This window comes from Streptomyces sp. NPDC055239 (assembly GCF_053606205.1).
In genome coordinates this window covers 859,775-874,812 of the sequence record NZ_JBSGRD010000002.1, presented here as the reverse complement: position 1 = coordinate 874,812, position 15,038 = coordinate 859,775, and the positions used below count along the sequence as shown (strand labels likewise).

The 15,038-nt window shown below is 72.0% G+C and carries 11 protein-coding genes, 1 other RNA gene and 1 pseudogene; 9 read left to right on the top strand and 4 right to left on the bottom strand.

The features are described 5' to 3' along the window. The first annotated feature begins 32 nt into the window (after window positions 1-32). From ACWFRJ_RS10075 to ACWFRJ_RS10055, 5 genes are all read left to right on the top strand, one after another. Window positions 33-323, top strand: a complete 291-nt coding sequence (locus ACWFRJ_RS10075) for a hypothetical protein (protein WP_453526614.1) — start codon at window positions 33-35, stop codon at window positions 321-323. A 64-nt stretch (window positions 324-387) separates the two neighbouring features. Beyond that, on the top strand, window positions 388-1,719 hold the full coding sequence (gene eccD / locus ACWFRJ_RS10070; RefSeq protein ID WP_453526611.1) for a type VII secretion integral membrane protein EccD: 1,332 nt from the start codon (window positions 388-390) through the stop codon (window positions 1,717-1,719). A gap of 9 nt (window positions 1,720-1,728) precedes the next feature. Further along, the gene (locus ACWFRJ_RS10065) at window positions 1,729-2,841 is read left to right on the top strand and encodes a type VII secretion protein (RefSeq protein WP_453526608.1); all 1,113 of its coding nucleotides are present in this window, start codon (window positions 1,729-1,731) and stop codon (window positions 2,839-2,841) included. Next, a complete protein-coding gene (eccCa, locus tag ACWFRJ_RS10060; protein ID WP_453526605.1) occupies window positions 2,838-6,845 on the top strand; it encodes a type VII secretion protein EccCa in 4,008 nt (1,335 codons plus the stop codon). Before ACWFRJ_RS10065 ends, eccCa begins: the two co-directional genes overlap by 4 nt. After that, the gene (locus tag ACWFRJ_RS10055) at window positions 6,842-8,257 is read left to right on the top strand and encodes a DUF6177 family protein (protein WP_453526602.1); all 1,416 of its coding nucleotides are present in this window, start codon (window positions 6,842-6,844) and stop codon (window positions 8,255-8,257) included. The genes eccCa and ACWFRJ_RS10055 overlap by 4 nt, the downstream gene beginning before the upstream one ends. A gap of 78 nt (window positions 8,258-8,335) precedes the next feature. On the opposite strand, the gene rnpB is transcribed toward ACWFRJ_RS10055, so the two are convergent. After that, window positions 8,336-8,745, bottom strand: an RNA gene (rnpB, locus tag ACWFRJ_RS10050) — RNase P RNA component class A. A gap of 29 nt (window positions 8,746-8,774) precedes the next feature. Between rnpB and ACWFRJ_RS10045 the strand changes: the two genes are divergently transcribed. Next, on the top strand, window positions 8,775-8,936 hold the full coding sequence (locus ACWFRJ_RS10045) for a hypothetical protein (protein ID WP_453526599.1): 162 nt from the start codon (window positions 8,775-8,777) through the stop codon (window positions 8,934-8,936). Here ACWFRJ_RS10045 and ACWFRJ_RS10040 read toward each other — a convergent pair. Both ACWFRJ_RS10040 and ACWFRJ_RS10035 read right to left on the bottom strand, forming a co-directional pair. Then, window positions 8,885-9,601: pseudogene (locus tag ACWFRJ_RS10040) on the bottom strand (DMT family transporter); the annotation flags it as partial. The gene ACWFRJ_RS10045 and the pseudogene ACWFRJ_RS10040 overlap by 52 nt on opposite strands. Before the next feature lie 73 nt (window positions 9,602-9,674). Continuing rightward, window positions 9,675-10,607 (bottom strand): helix-turn-helix domain-containing protein, encoded by a 933-nt coding sequence (locus ACWFRJ_RS10035; protein WP_453526597.1) that lies wholly within the window; start codon window positions 10,605-10,607, stop codon window positions 9,675-9,677. Between the two features lie 122 nt (window positions 10,608-10,729). Between ACWFRJ_RS10035 and ACWFRJ_RS10030 the strand changes: the two genes are divergently transcribed. Both ACWFRJ_RS10030 and ACWFRJ_RS10025 read left to right on the top strand, forming a co-directional pair. After that, window positions 10,730-11,557: a MerR family transcriptional regulator gene (locus tag ACWFRJ_RS10030; RefSeq protein ID WP_453527192.1), complete on the top strand. Its 828-nt coding sequence runs from the start codon at window positions 10,730-10,732 to the stop codon at window positions 11,555-11,557. Next, window positions 11,554-12,417 carry a hypothetical protein gene (locus tag ACWFRJ_RS10025; protein ID WP_453526594.1) on the top strand — a complete coding sequence of 288 codons (864 nt, stop codon included), beginning with the start codon at window positions 11,554-11,556 and terminating at the stop codon, window positions 12,415-12,417. The genes ACWFRJ_RS10030 and ACWFRJ_RS10025 overlap by 4 nt, the downstream gene beginning before the upstream one ends. On the opposite strand, the gene ACWFRJ_RS10020 is transcribed toward ACWFRJ_RS10025, so the two are convergent. Then, window positions 12,368-13,810 carry an RNB domain-containing ribonuclease gene (locus tag ACWFRJ_RS10020; protein WP_453526591.1) on the bottom strand — a complete coding sequence of 481 codons (1,443 nt, stop codon included), beginning with the start codon at window positions 13,808-13,810 and terminating at the stop codon, window positions 12,368-12,370. The genes ACWFRJ_RS10025 and ACWFRJ_RS10020 overlap by 50 nt on opposite strands. 368 nt (window positions 13,811-14,178) lie before the next feature. On the opposite strand from ACWFRJ_RS10020, the gene yaaA reads away from it, so the two are divergent. After that, window positions 14,179-14,979: a peroxide stress protein YaaA gene (gene yaaA / locus ACWFRJ_RS10015; RefSeq protein WP_453526588.1), complete on the top strand. Its 801-nt coding sequence runs from the start codon at window positions 14,179-14,181 to the stop codon at window positions 14,977-14,979. Window positions 14,980-15,038 lie beyond the last annotated feature (59 nt).

Below are 15,038 nucleotides of genomic sequence, written 5' to 3'. Positions count from 1 at the left end.
TGACGAATAAACGGGACGGAAAGCGGACACCAGTGGCAGCCCAGGATTACGACAGTCAGCTGTTGGAGTCGGTGTCGGTTCGGCGTCGGCGGTTGCGGGATGCCCTGCTCTTCGGGGCCCAGCGGCAACGGCGCACCGTCGATGAGCGGTTGGGGAAGGTGTTCGCAGGGGTGGTGATCGCGGCGGTGTTGTGTGCCGGGTGCGTGGGGTGGTCGTTCATTTCGCATCGGATTATCGGGAAGACCCCGTACAGCTCCTCCGTGCCCTCTTCCTCGCCGTCCACACCCTCCCCTTCACCCTCCGTAGCCCCTTCCTCTCGATGATAGGTTCGAACGCGTGATATCTGCGGGGCCGTTGAGCCGCACGAGCGGTACGAGTCGTACGGCCTTGAGCCGGGTCACTCTGGTGGGAGAGCAGCGGCGGGTGGATCTCGTCCTTCCCTCCCAAGAGCCTGTCGGGCTGTTGCTCCCGGAGGTGTTGCGGCTGCTTGATGACCAGGCCGCCGCCCGGCCCATGTTGCGGCATCTGGTCACGGCGGACGGTTCTGCGCTGGCGCACGACAGCACCCTGGAGTCGGCCGGTGTCGCCGACGGTGCCGTGCTGCGGCTGGTGCGCGTCGAGGACGCGCCGTCCGCGCCCGTCGTGCATGACGTCACCGATGAAGCCGCCGATGATCTGGATGTGCGGGCCTGGCGATGGCGGCCCGCGGCTCGTCGGATCGTCGCCGGGTTGGCCACCGTGTTCTGGGTGGTCGTGGCGGGGGTACTGGCCGCCGGTGAATTCGAGTCGGAAACGGCGGGCAACGCGCTGGTGGCCGTCGCCGTGGTGACAGGCCTTGCCGGGGTTCTGCTGGGGTGGCGCAAGCAGCCCGGACTTGCCACCACGTTGATCGTGTCGGCGGGTGCCTTGGGGGCTCTCGGCGCGTGGACGTTGGGCGATGCGCATGCCTGGGGAAGCCCCATGCTGCTGGCGGGCGTCGCCCTCAACGCCGTACTCGTGCTGTTGCTTCTGGGGTGGTTCTCGCCGTTGGGGCGAGGCGCCCTCGTCGGGGCGGCGGCCGCTCTGGGGTGCCTGGTGCTGTGGGAAGCGGCCTTCGCTCTGCAGGACGGTGCTCGGGCCGAGGTCGAGCAGGCCCGCATGGGCGCGTTGCTCGCTGTCGTGTCGGTCGTGGTACTCGGTGTGCTGCCGCGGGTCGCCTTGATGGCATCGGGGTTGTCGGGGCTCGATGACCGGCGTACGGGAGGTACTTCGGTGAGCCGGTACCAGGTGGGTACGGCACTGACCGCCACGCACCGCGGACTGGCCCTGGCCACCCTCGTGCTGGGCGTCTCCGCCGCGGCGGCCGGGGTGATGGTGTTGCGTGCGCCCTCGGTGTGGACCGTCCTGGTGGCCGCCGTCACCGCCGTCGTTCTCGGGCTGCGGGCGCGTGCCTATCCGCTCGTCGCGGAGGTGGTGGGGCTGTTCGCCGCCTCGGCCGTCGTCGTGGTGGGTCTTGTCCGGGTGTGGTTCGAGCGGTCGGCCGCCGGAGGGCCGCTGGCTCTGTTGGTCGTACTGGCTCTGGTACCTCTCGTGGTGCTCGCGGTGCAGCCCGCCGAGCATGTGCGGGTGCGGCTCAGGCGCGTCGGCGACCTGCTGGAATCCGTCGGAGTCATTGCCCTGTTGCCTCTGGTCATCGGGGTGTTCGGTGTGTACGGGCGACTGCTCGACACCTTCGCTTAGGGGTGCGGCATGGCTCAGCAGGAAAGTGACTGGCAGCGCGATGTGCTGCGGGAGTTGGGTGCCGCTCCCGCGGACTCCGAGGCTGCCGTCCGGCGCCTGCCGGCCTCGGAGCCTGCTCCGGAGCAGCCGCGAACCACAACTCCGTCCCCCCGTCCGTCGGCAGCCGCCCAACCCGCGCCGCGCGACCCGCGTCTCCCCCTGCCCACCCCCGAGTCCGTACCCACCGTCGATCCGCGCTTGGCCCGCGCTCTGGGCGGCCCGCAGCACGGAGACTCCGCGGCGCGGCGGACGGGGCGTTCGCTGCGCAGGCTCACCGCGTCCGCCGGGCAGGAGGTCGCCCAGCAGACCCGCCTCGCCCGCGAGGTCCAGCAGCCGGTGACCACCGGCCGCGTGATCGCCGTGACCTCGATCAGGGGCGGGGTGGGCAAGTCCACGGTCTCCGCGCTGCTTGCCCGTACGTTCAATCACTACCGGCACGATCCGGTACTCGCCCTGGAGGCCGATGCCGCGCTCGGCACCCTGCCGGTGCGCCTCGGAGCGGAGTCGGTGCGCTGGTCCTGCGCCGACCTGGCCCGGATCCTGAGCCCGGAGATGCAACTCACCGACGTCACCGGCTATCTGGTCCCGGTCAGCGACGGCGGATGGCTGCTTCCGGCCAGCCAGGGACGGGTCGGCGCCCCACTGGACGTACCGACCTATCGCACCGTCACCCTCGCGCTGCGCCGCTACTTCGCCGTGACGGTGGCCGACTGCGAGTCGCTGCCCGGCGACGTGGCGCGGACCGCGATGGACACCGCCCACGCCCGCGTGGTGGTCGCCCCGATGACCGCCGAGGGCGTCAACGGCACCCGCATGGTCCTTGACTGGCTGGCCCAGCTGCCGCACTCGGCCCTGGCCACCACCGTCGTCGCCCTGTCCGCCAACTCCCCCGATACGACACTCGACTTGAAGACGGCTGCCGCGCATCTGCGGGAGTCGGGAGCCGCCGTGGTGCCGCTGCCCTACGACCGTCATCTGGCCCAAGGAGGCCCCATCCACACCGGCATGCTCAGCCAGAGCTCCCGCGACGCCGCCGTCCAACTGGCCGCCGAGGCGATGCAGCGGGCGGTGCGGGTGCGATGACCAGACACCTCATACACCGCCCGGCCCGCTCCACCCGGCCGCCCGTCGCCGCCCCCGAACGCACCATCGAGCCGCCGCCCAACCTGCCCGAGGGCAAGATGGGCAACGCGGCGACCGCGCTGCTACCGATGGCCGGCGTCATGGGCTCGGTCGTCATGATGACGGTCATCCGCAACAGCCAGTTCGCCGCCATCGGCGCCATCGTCCTGGTCTTCGCCCTGCTCGGCGCGGTCGCCCTGTTCCTGTCCCAGCGCGGCAAGGCCCAGCGCACCCGCCGTACCCAGCGCGAGCGCTATCTGGAGTACGTCGAAGAACAGCGCGACGAACTGGGCGCCACCGAGCGGGAGCTGCGACGGCAGGCCCGGGTCCTCAATCCGCCGCCCTCCGCGCTGTACGACCTCGTCCGTGACCCGGCCCGGCTGTGGGAGCGGCGCCGCCTGGACGCGGACTTCCTACGGGTGCGCCTGGGCACCGGCGACGTGCCCGTGCAGCAGTTGGCGATCGGCCAGAACCAGGGCAGCGGCGTGCTGACCCCGCCCGATCCGTTCATGCTGAACGAAGCGCGGGCGCTGCAGCACCGGTTCACCACCGCGAGCGACTTCCCGCTGATGGCTCCGCTGGACCGGGCGGGCAACGTCAGCATCATCGGCGACCGGGACGGCGTCCTACGTGTTGCCCGTGCCCTGCTGATCCAGACCTCGGTGACCCACGCCCCCGACGACGTCGCCCTTGCGCTCGGGGTGCCCGGCGAACGCCTGGAGGAGTGGGAGTGGGTGAAGTGGCTGCCCCACGTCCTGGACACCCAGCAGGAGGACGGGCCGGTCGCCGCCCGGCGCATCGCCCCGAGCCTGGAGCAGCTCGCCCGGCAGTGCGCCCCGGACCTGCGGCGCCGTTCCTCCTACGCCGCCGAAGTACGCCGCGGCCTGTCCGACCGCAACGCCCTGCGCATGTCCGACCGCCTCCTGGTGGTCAGCGACTGCCACGGCGATACGGCCGGCGAACTCCCCCGCCCCGACACCGCCGTCGACCTGACGGGCATGGGCGTGACCGTACTGCACCTGCTCGAACAGCAGGTCCACGAGCCGGACCAGGTGTCCGTGCGGATCACGGTCGACGGCGACCAGGTGAGCGTCGAAGACCTGCGTGCCCCCGACGCGCTGCCTGGACACGGCATCGCCGATGAGATGAGCCTCGCGGGCGCCGAGGGCCTGGCCCGCATGCTCGCCCCGCTGCGCCTGTCGGCCGAGTCCGCGGCCGAGGGCACCCCCATCTCCGGCCCCGTCGACTTCCCCACCCTCCTGGGCATCGAGGACCCGGCCGCCCTCGACCTCGACCGGCTGTGGGCGCCACGCGGCGAGCGTGACTTCCTGCGCGTGCCCATCGGCCTCAACGACCGCCACGAACCCGTTCTCCTTGACCTCAAGGAGTCCTCCGAACTGGGCATGGGCCCGCACGGCCTGTGCGTCGGGGCGACCGGCTCCGGCAAGAGCGAACTCCTGCGCACCCTCGTCCTGGCGCTGGCCGCCACCCACTCCCCCGAGGACCTGGCGCTGGTCCTGGTCGACTACAAGGGCGGCGCCACCTTCGCCCCCTTCACCCAGCTCCCGCACGTCGCCGGGGTCATCACCAACCTGGAGAACCAGGCCGGGCTGGTCGAGCGCGTGCACACCAGCCTGGCCGGCGAGGTCAAGCGCCGCCAGCAGGTCCTCAAGGACGCCGGGAACATCGCCGACATCGGCCACTACGCCGCCCTGCGCGAAAAGCAGCCCGAACTCGAAGCCCTGCCCCACCTGTTCGTCGTCATCGACGAATTCGGCGAACTCCTCACCGCCAAACCGGACTTCATCGACCTGTTCCTGTCCATCGGGCGCATCGGCCGCTCCATCGGCGTGCACCTGCTGCTGTCCAGCCAGCGCATCGAATCCGGCAGGCTCAAGGGCCTGGAGACCTACCTCTCCTACCGCCTGGGCCTGCGCACCTTCTCCGCCGACGAATCCCGCACCGTCCTGGACACCGTGGACGCCTTCCAGCTGCCGCCGCTGCCCGGCTTCGGCTACCTCAAGGTCGACACCTCCACCTACGAACGCTTCAAGGCGGGCTACGTCTCCGGCGCCCACCGCGGCCCCACCCAGCGCGACCAGACGGACGCCGAACCACTGGCCTGGCCCTACCCCACCTTCAACACCGGCCAGGACCCCACCTCCGGCGCGTCCGAAGAGCCCGCGATGCGGGAGCGGGAGACCGGCCCGACCGTCCTGACCGCCATGGTCGACCAGCTGTGCACCGCCGCCCCGCCGGTCCGCCGCATCTGGCTGCCGCCCCTGCCCGACGCGATCACCCTCGATGCCGCCGCCGGACCCGTCCAGGCCTCCGAGCGCGGCCTGCACCTCGCCCAGCGGGGCGAGGCGATGCGCGTGCCCCTGGGTGTCCTGGACGACCCGGCCAAGCAGTGGCAAAAACCCTGGATCCTGGACCTGACCGTGGCCGGCGGGCACGCCGCCGTCATCGGCGGCCCGCAGTCCGGCAAGACCACCCTGCTGCGCACCCTCGCGCTCTCCCTGGCCCTGACCCACACCCCGCACCAGGCCGCCCTCTACGGCCTTGACCTGGTCGGCGGCGGCCTGACCGCCCTGGCCGGACTGCCGCACGTGGGCGGCATCGCCGGACGCGCCGACCACGAGCGCGCCGCCCGCACCGTCGCCGAGGTCCGCGCCCAACTCGCCCTGCGCGAGGAACTCTTCCGCGAACACGGCATCGACTCCGTCGACCAGCTGCGCCACCTGCGCGCCCAGGGCAAGCTGACCGAGCTGGGCTCCACCGACATCGTGCTGCTCATCGACGGCTTCGGCGCCCTGCGCGACGAGTTCGCCGAACTCGACGACACCATCGCCGACCTCCTCAAGCGCGGCAGCGGCTACGGCATCCACATCGTCGCCGGAATGCTGCGCTGGAACGACGTCCGCATCGCCACCCAGTCCATGTTCGGCACCCGCGTCGAACTGCGCCTGAACGACCCCTCCGACTCCAGCGTCGACCGCAAACTCTCCGAGACCCTGAGCGCGGACACCCCGGGCCGGATCCTGACCGACGCCAAACTCTTCGCCCACACCGCCCTGCCGCGCATCGACGGCCAACCCACCACCAGTGACCTGGGCCCCGCCCTGGAACGCGCCGGGCGTACGCTGCGGGCCAGCTGGCACGGCGAACTCGCCGCCCCCGTGAGGGTGTTGCCCACCGCCCTGCCCGCCACCAAGCTGCCCTCCACTGCCGCCGAGCCCTCGCGCATCCCGCTCGGCGTCGACCAGGACAACCTCGCACCCGCCCTCCTGGACCTGCTCGGGCCGGACCAGCACCTGCTGATCCTGGGCGACAACGAGTGCGGCAAGACCAACCTGCTCAAGCTCATCACCGGGCAGCTCATCGACCGCCACAGCGACGACGAACTGGTCTTCGGCGTCTTCGACCCGCGCCGCGGCCTGCGCGGTGTCGTCCCCGAGCCCTACCGCGGCGGCTACGCCCACAACGCCAAACTCGCCACCGCCCTGGCCACCGGCATCGCGGGCGAACTGGAAAAACGCCTGCCGGAAACCGCCGACCCGGACGCGATCACCGAGGGACCGTCGTTCACCGGACCCCGGATCGTGATCCTGGTCGACGACTACGACATCCTCACCACCGCGGGCCAACAACCCCTGGCACCCTTCCTGCCCTACATCTCCTCCGCCCAGGACATCGGCCTGCACTTCGTCGTCACCCGCCGCGTCGCCGGATCATCCCGCGCCCTCTACGAACCCTTCCTCACCACCCTGCGCGAAACCGGCACCACCGCCCTCCTCATGACCGGCGACCGCACCGAAGGCCAACTCTTCCCCGGCCTCTACGCCTCCACCCAACCCCCCGGACGCGGCACCCTCATCCGCCGGGGCCGCCGCCACCAGCTCATCCAGACCGCCCTCGCCGAACCCCGTGAGGCCGACGACACCGCGGAGAACAAACACCCGTGACCAAGGACGTCATCGCCCTCACCCCCACCATGCCCGACGTCAACACCCTGCTCGCCGGGCTCTTCGCCGGCGGCCCCGACCTGGGCATCAACTCCCTGGCCGAGGGAGCTGTCATCCAACTCTGCGCCCCGAACGGCCGCCCGCTCGTCTCCGTCGAATCACCCCTGCTCATCCAGGTCCCCGGCGAGGCACAACGCCTCCTCGGCGCCGATGTCAGTACCCCCGACGGCCCGTTCTGGTGGACCGAGTCCCGCGCCTCCACCGCCGTCGAGGAGGGCGAGCGGCTCGCGGGCTCCTTCGCCGGGCGCCTCGCTGCCGTCCTGGGCGGCACTGTCTGGCCCCCGAAAGCCGCCCACACCGACGTCGTGCCGCTCACCTCCGACCACGTCACCGCGAACCCGGCCCCCGACTCCGCGTCACCGGCCGTCGACGTCCTGACCGACAAGGCCGCGGTCGTCATCCAGGACCGCCCCGTGGTCGCGATGACCAGCTGGCTCGCCGACGCCCTGCGCGGGGCGACCGCCGATGATCGCGCCCTGCAGATCGTCACCCCGGCACACACCCGCCTCACCCTCCCCACCCGCGCCGCCCTGCACGGCCACCCCAACCGCTGGGTCGTCCAAGACCCCGACTGCGGCTACTACGACGGCCTCTCCGGCGTCGAACTGCACTGGCAACAGGGCCACTTCACTCCTGTGCGCGGCCAGGACGGCCAACCGGCCCTCGCAAAGACCTTCACCAGCGCCAACGACCCCGATCCCGGCGAACGCCAGCTGATGCTCTCCCTCCGCACCCAGCACCCCGCCGACGAAGACCTCACCCTCGGCGGCGCACTCGAAGCCACGTGGCACCACCTCACCGGCGCTCCGCCCGTCGGCTGGAGCACCGCGGAGCCGATCAACCTCCCCTGGTCCACACGCCAGCTGACCGACCTGGCACGCCATCGCGCCCCCCGCCCCACCTGGCTTGTCGCCATCGGCGACTCCGACCGCCCCGCGATCGCCACAGTCCATGTCACCCGCACCACCGCCGGAGTCGAGGAGGACATCACCCTCACCCTCGGCTACAGCACCGACGAGACCCCGCCCCTGGACGCCATCGAGCCCCTCACCGCGGCTCTGGCCGCCGAGCACGGCCTGACCACCATGCTCGCCTCACTTCGCACCGCTCCCCGCGACCTGACCGTCGCACCACACTTCCAGATCCCGCCCAACCCGGTCTCCTTCACGCTCGGCCCCGCCGCCGTGCAGGAGATCGGGCTCGCCCACGCGCAACGATCGCCCCTCGACGTCGCCCCCACCCGACTCGGCCCCGCGACCGCACCCACCCTGCACTACCCGCTCGGCGACGGTTCGGACCCGGGAGCCTGGACCACACTCCAGAGGCTCGAGCAGCACCTGAAGCCCGCGTGACGGACACGCCCGGGAACCCCCTACAAGAAATATGGCCCTGACCAAGGAAAAATCCCTGGTCAGGGCCTAAAAAAGGGGCAGACGAGTCGGGCTGTACGCCGGGTTCTGTCGCCCGGGCGCCTCGCGGCGGCCGGGGAGACGGCCATCCATCTACGGCCCGCATTGCTACGGGCCTCCTGCGGTCTACCCGCGGACTCGGGCGGGCAGCCCTCGGTCGTCCGCGCAGGGTCCTGTTTCCAGGGCCCCTTTTGACCTTGCTCCAGGTGGGGTTTACCTAGCCGCCTGAGTCACCTCAGGCGCTGGTGGTCTCTTACACCACCGTTTCACCCTTACCGGAGGCCGAGGCCCCCGGCGGTCTGTTTTCTGTGGCACTGTCCCGCGGGTCACCCCGGGTGGCCGTTAGCCACCACCTTGCCCTGTGGAGCCCGGACGTTCCTCGGGAAGAGCCCCTGGTGAGGGGAGCTTCACGCGGCCGTCCGCCCGGCTCGTCTGCCGTGTCGACCATGCTACCCGCCGTGTGCCGGAGCTCCGGCCCTCGGACGCCCCTGCCGCCCCCGTCGTCCCCGTCGCCAGGAACGAACCCGCCAGGATCAGTGCGAAGGCCGCCGCCATGCCCGCCGTGAAGGATTCGGAGAGGAACGCGACTCCTGCCGCCACCGCCACCGCCGGGTTCACGTAGGTGAAGACGACCGCCCTGGTCGGGCCCGCCTCGCGGATGAGTTCGAGGAAGACCACGAAGGCCAGGGCCGTGCAGATGATGCCCAGGCCCGCGAGGGAAGCCAGGGTGGCGGGGCTCGGCACCGTTGTCGGCCAGGTCGCCGCCGCGGGAAGTGCGTAGACGACCGCCGCCAGGGTCAGGCAGGGGGCTATCAGTTGGAGCGTGGGGACCGTTTTGAGGTGGCGGGCCACTATCAGGGGGGCCGTGGCGTAGCCGAGCGCCGTCAGCAGGACCTCCGTGAGCGACCAGGCGTCGCCGCCCGTGAGGTGCGGGACGGTGAGGACCCCGACTCCGCCCAGGCCCAGGCCAAGACCCACCGAGCGGCGTGCGCCGAGGCGTTCCGTGTCGCCGAAGAAGCGGGCCAGGACCGCGCCGATGATCGGTACGGCGGCGATGAGCAGGCCCGCCGTGGAGCTGGAGAGGCGGCGTTCGGCGTCCGTCAGGGTCCACCAGGGGCCCAGGATCTCTATGCAGGCGAAGGCCAGCATCGGCTTCCAGTGGGTGCGCAGGACGCGGGTCAGTCCCCCTTGCCGCAGGGCGAACGGGAGCAGCAGCGCGGCGCCGAGCGCGCAGCGGGTGAAGACCACCATCGATGGTGAGAGGTCTTCGACCGCCACCTTGATCATCAGGTACGGGATGCCCCAGAGGACGCCCATGAGGGAGAAGAGGAACCAGCCGCGTGCAGTCATGCGGGCAGTTTCAGGCCGTTCGGCCGTCACCGTCTTGAACGCTGTTGCGGCTGCCTTGAACGCTGGTGCGGTACGCCGCCGGGGTCACCCCCATGACCCGGCGGAACCACCGCGTCAGGTGCGCCTGGTCGGCGAAGCCCACCAGGGTCGCCGTCTGTGCCGGTCGAAGACCCGCCTCCAGGAGCGCGCGGGCCCGTGTCACACGGTGCTGGGCCAGCCAGGCATAGGGCGGCATCCCCGTCGACGTACGGAACGCGCGCAGGAGTTGGTAGCGGGAGAGGCCGAGGGGCGCCGCCAGTTCGGCCAGGGAGGGCGGGGCGAGGAGTTCGTCCGCGAGGCGGTCCCGTACGGCGCGGGCGATCTGGTCCGCGCCGGGGATCGTGTCGCACAGGAGCCGCGCGGTGCCGCCGTGTCTGCGGGCCAGCGCGGTCAGCAGCCAGGGGAGGCGTGACTCGGCCTCGAGCGGGTCGGCGGCGTGGGCGCTCAGTTCGGTGTGTGCCGTGCGCAGCGCCGCGGCCAGTTCCGGGTCGTGCAGGACCGGGTCGCCGAAGTGCGGTGCGGTCACCGTTCCCTCGGCGAGGAGGTGCGGCGCCGGGTACATCGCCCGGTACGCGTAGCCGCCCTGGTGGTCGCCGGGTCCTCCTGTGTGCACTTCGCCCGGAGCCAGTACGACGATGGATCCCAGGCCCACGTCGAGGCGTCCGCCCCGGTAGTCGATGACCTCGGAGCCGCCGACGCAGACGCCGACGGTGAACTCCTCGTGGTAGTGCGGGGCGTAGCGGTGCCGGTCGAAGCGGGCGGTCAGGAGGTCGAGCGGCGGCGCGCACGGTTCGAAGCGAGTGCGGGTCCAGATCGCGTGCTCGCGGCCGCCGCCGGGCCCTGAGTCGTGCACCGCGCCGTGCACTGCGTCGTGCACTGCGTCGTGCACTGTCCCACCGTTCATGCCGCTTCCCCCTCGTCGCCTGCTCAGGGGGTGCAACGCCCGCGCCGCCTCTTTCCATGCCCGGCCCCGTCGGTGCTTGACCTTGCCGCAACGTCAACGTTTCTACTGGCCTCATGAACGGGATGCGGATCGGAGAGCTCGCCGGCATCGTCGGCGTCACCACGCGGGCCATCAGGCACTATCACCACCTCGGGCTGCTCCCCGAACCCGATCGACGGGCCAACGGCTATCGGGAGTACGGGCTGCGGCACGCCGTCGCGCTCGCCCGGATCCGGCGGCTCACCGAGCTGGGGCTCGGGCTCGCGGAGGTGCGGGACGTGCTCGCGGACGACGCGGGGCGCGAGCTCGCCGAGGTGCTCGCCGAGCTGGACGCGGATCTCGCCCGGCAGGAGGCCGCGATCCACGAGCGGCGGGAGCGGCTGCGGGTCCTCCTTGACGGCGCGGAGCGCGGGGTGCTGTCCGCCGAAGGGCCCGTCTCCCCCGAACTTGGCGAGTTCTTCGCCGAGGTGGCCCGCTCCAGCGTCGGCCGCACGGGGCCCGAGTCCGCGATGGCCGCGAAGGACAGGGAGCTGCTCGCCCTGATCGACACGACCGCGCCCCCGGAGGACCGGGACAGGCTCCTGGCCGCGATGCGCCCCGCCCTTGCCACGCCGGAGGCGGTGGAGCGCGCGCACGAGGTGTACGCGCTGCTCGACGCCCTCGTGGACACCGATCTCGCCGACCCTCGTACGGATGCGGCCATGGACGAAGCGGGCCGGGCGCTCGCCGACGCGCTGCCCGACTCACTCCTGGAGGAGCTGGGCATGGAGGGGGTACGGGCCTTGGCCGACGGGCTCGGCAGAGGCCGCGACGACCGCTTCCTCGATGCCTTGTTCGCCGACTTCGCTCCCGCGCAGGCGGAGGCCGTCCGCCGCGGGATGCGGCTGCTCATGGAGCGGGGTGCGCGGTGAAAGGCCTGTTGCGCGGCCTCGCCTGGGTGGTCGTACCCGTCGAACTCGTCCTCGTCGTCTGCCTGCTGACCGGCGCCTCGCTCCCCACCGACGTACTCATCGGCGTGGAGGCCGCCGCCATGGCGCTGCTCGTCGTGGAGGGCGTGGGACTCTCGGTCCTGTACCGGCGGGGCGGGCGCGCGGCGGTCCGGGAGGTCGTGCCGGAGCCGGTGCGCCGGATCCTCCGGCACGAGCTGCGGGTCCTCGGCAGCCTCGGGCTCTGGGTGGCACGGCGGCGGCACGGTGTGCGCGAGGGGGATCTGGCGTTCGGGCACGCCCGCGATCAGGCCGCGATGCTCTACGGTCTCGTCTTCGTCTGCGTCGTGGAGACCGTCGGGATGGCCGTACTGCTGCGGAGCTGGCCCGCGATCCACGCGGTGATGCTCGTCGTGGACGTCTACACCGTGGTCCTGATGCTCGGCGTGCACGCGGCCTCCGTGACCCGGCCGCACGTGCTGTCCGCCGACGCGCTCCGCGTACGCCACGGCGCCCACCGCGACCTGCGGATACCGCTGGACCGGATCGCCTCCGTGAGCGGTGAGCGGCGCTTCACGCACGAGGCCGCCGACGGGGTGCTCAACATTCCCGTCGCCGCGCAGACCTCCCTCACGCTGGAGCTGACGGAGCCCGTCACGGCAGTGGGTTTTCTCGGCGGGCGGCAGCCGGTGACGACCGTACGGCTGCACTCCGACGAGCCGGAGAAGCTGCGGGCCGCGCTCAAGCAGGCCCTGGAACTCACGCAGGCCCCAGAACCGAAGCAGCCCCCGGAACTCACGCAGGCGCGAACCGCACCTTCGCCGCCCCGGGGTCGGCCTGCGTGAGCCGCACCCGCAGCCGCTCCCCCAGCGGAAGACCGCCCGTGCCGCCCTCGATACGGGCGACGATCGCGGGGTCGGTCAACTGGACGGTACCGACGGACGGTTCACGCTCCTGCACGTCCACCACCACCCCGTCGAAGAGCTCGCCGACCCGGTCCTTGAGCAGGGCGGCCTCGACGAGGTCCACGCACTCCCGCTCCACGGTGTTGCCGCGCCGCGTCCCGTCCGCCATCTCCTTGGGCAGGTCGGGCAGCGCGGCGAGCACCCACTCCGGCGGCTCGTCCCCGGCGACGGCCGCCAGGCACAGTTCGGCGGCGTAACGGTCGACGAGGCGGCGGAGCGGGGCCGTGCAGTGGGTGTAGGGGGCTGCGACGGCGGCGTGCGTGGTGAGGTCGGGGACGTCGCCGCCGCTGAACACGGTGTAGCCGGCGCCGCGCAGGAGCGTGGTGCACTCCTGGAGGAACGCGGCGTGGTGCGGCTGGTGCGGGTCGAGGGAGCGGACGAGCTCGGCGTACGGGACGTGGTGCGGCCAGTCGACCTGCAACGCCTTCGCGGTGCGGCGCAGGCGGCCGACGGCGCCGTCGGGGGCGGTGGGCAGGGTGCGCAGGACTCCGGCGCCCGACTGGATCATCAGCTCGGCGGCGGCCATGCCGGTGAGGAGGGAGATCTGGGCGTTCCACCCGTCGGCGGGGAGCGTGGCCCGGAAGTCGAGTTCGTACGCACCGTTCCGCTCGACGATCTCCTGCTCGGGCACGTTGAGGGAGATGCCTCCCCGCTCGACCTCCAGCTGCTCGCGGAGCCGCCCGATGTCGCCGAGCAGCGCGAGTGCCTCCTCGGCGGTGCCGTCGTCGATGGCCCGCTGCACACCGTCGTAGTCGAGCTTGGCGCGGCTGCGTACGAGGGCGCGGCGCACGTCGGTGGACACGGCACGCCCCTCCGTGTCGAGGTCGATCGTCCACAGGACGGCGGGGCAGTCCTGGCCCGGCAGGAGACTGGCCGCGCCCTCGCTCAGCGTGGTGGGGTGCAGCGGCACCTTCTCGTCGGGGAAGTAGAGGGTGGTGACGCGCCGGTGGGCCTCTGCGTCGAGCGGTGCGCCCGGTGTGACGTACGCGGCGACGTCGGCGATGGCGTACCGCACCCGGAAGCCGCCGGACTGCCGCCGGGACAGGTGCATGGCCTGGTCAAGGTCGACGGAGGTGGGCGGGTCGATGGTGAAGAGGGGGATGTCGGTCGCGTCGTGCGCGGGCAGGCGCGGGGCGGCGACGGCCCGCTCGGCGTCGGCGAGTACGTCCGCGGGGAACTCCCCGGGAACATCCAGCTTCGTACGCAGCTCACGCAGCGCGGCCCGCAACGGGGCTTCGGCTGCGCCGGTCACGCGGAGATGGCGACGGGGCATGGGTCGAGCGTAGGCGGGGTGGGGCGGGGCGGCACGGCGGGCGCCCAGGCCTTGGTGCGGGTCCCTGGTCGGGTGCCTTGTCCGCCCCGGTCACCTCGCCGCTGTGGGGGCGCCTCGTTGTTCCGGGGCGGGGCCGCACCGGTATGTCCGTCCTCGCCATCCGCTTGTGGACGCACCGCTACTTCGGCTCCGGAGTCCTGCGAGCCGTGCTCCGGGCGGACATACCGGCACGTCCCCTCACGTGCGTCGCGCGGCTGCGGGAGCGATGGGGGCCGGGGACGCGAGGCCGGTGCGCGGGCGCGGGCCGCCGGGACGATTACGCTGGCGCAGGGCCGCACCCCCACTCCGTTGCCCTCCGAAGGAGACCCATGCTCGTCCTGCTGCCGCCCTCCGAAGGCAAGGCGCCCTCCGGCCGCGGCGCCCCCCTGAAGCCGGAGTCGCTCTCTCTGCCGGCGCTCGCGGACGCGAGGCAGGCCGTGCTCGACGAGCTGGTCGACCTCTGCATGGCGGACGAGGAGAAGGCCCGTGTCGTACTCGGGCTCAGCGAGGGCCTGCGTGGTGAGGTCGCGAAGAACACCGAGCTCCGCACGGCTGGCGCGCGCCCCGCGGGGGAGATCTACACCGGCGTTCTGTACGACGCCCTCGACCTCGCCACCCTGGACGCCGCCGCCAAGCGCCGCGCCGCCCGCTCGCTCCTCGTCTTCTCCGGGTTGTGGGGCGCCGTCGGCATCACCGACCGCATCCCCTCCTACCGCTGCTCGATGGGCGTGAAGCTGCCGGGCCTCGGCGCACTTGGCTCCTACTGGCGTACGCCGATGGCCTCGGCGATGCCCGACGCGGCGGGCGACGGTCTCGTACTCGACCTGCGTTCATCGGCGTACACGGCCGCGTGGAAGCCGAAGGGCGAGGTCGCGGACCGGACGGCGACGGTGCGGGTGCTGCACGCGCAGATGGTCGACGGCGTCGAGAAGCGCTCCGTCGTCTCGCACTTCAACAAGGCTACGAAGGGCCGGATCGTCCGCTCTCTGCTTGAGACCGGCACCCAGCCGAAGGACCCTGCCGAGCTGGTCGAGGCGCTGCGGGACCTCGGGCACGTGGTGGAGGGCGAGGCGCCCGTGAAGGCGGGCAAGGCGTGGGCTCTGGACGTGGTGGTCCGGGAGATCCACTGATCCGCTCGACTTTTCGAGCTCTGGTTGCAGCATGCGCAACGCCCTTTGCGCATGCTGCA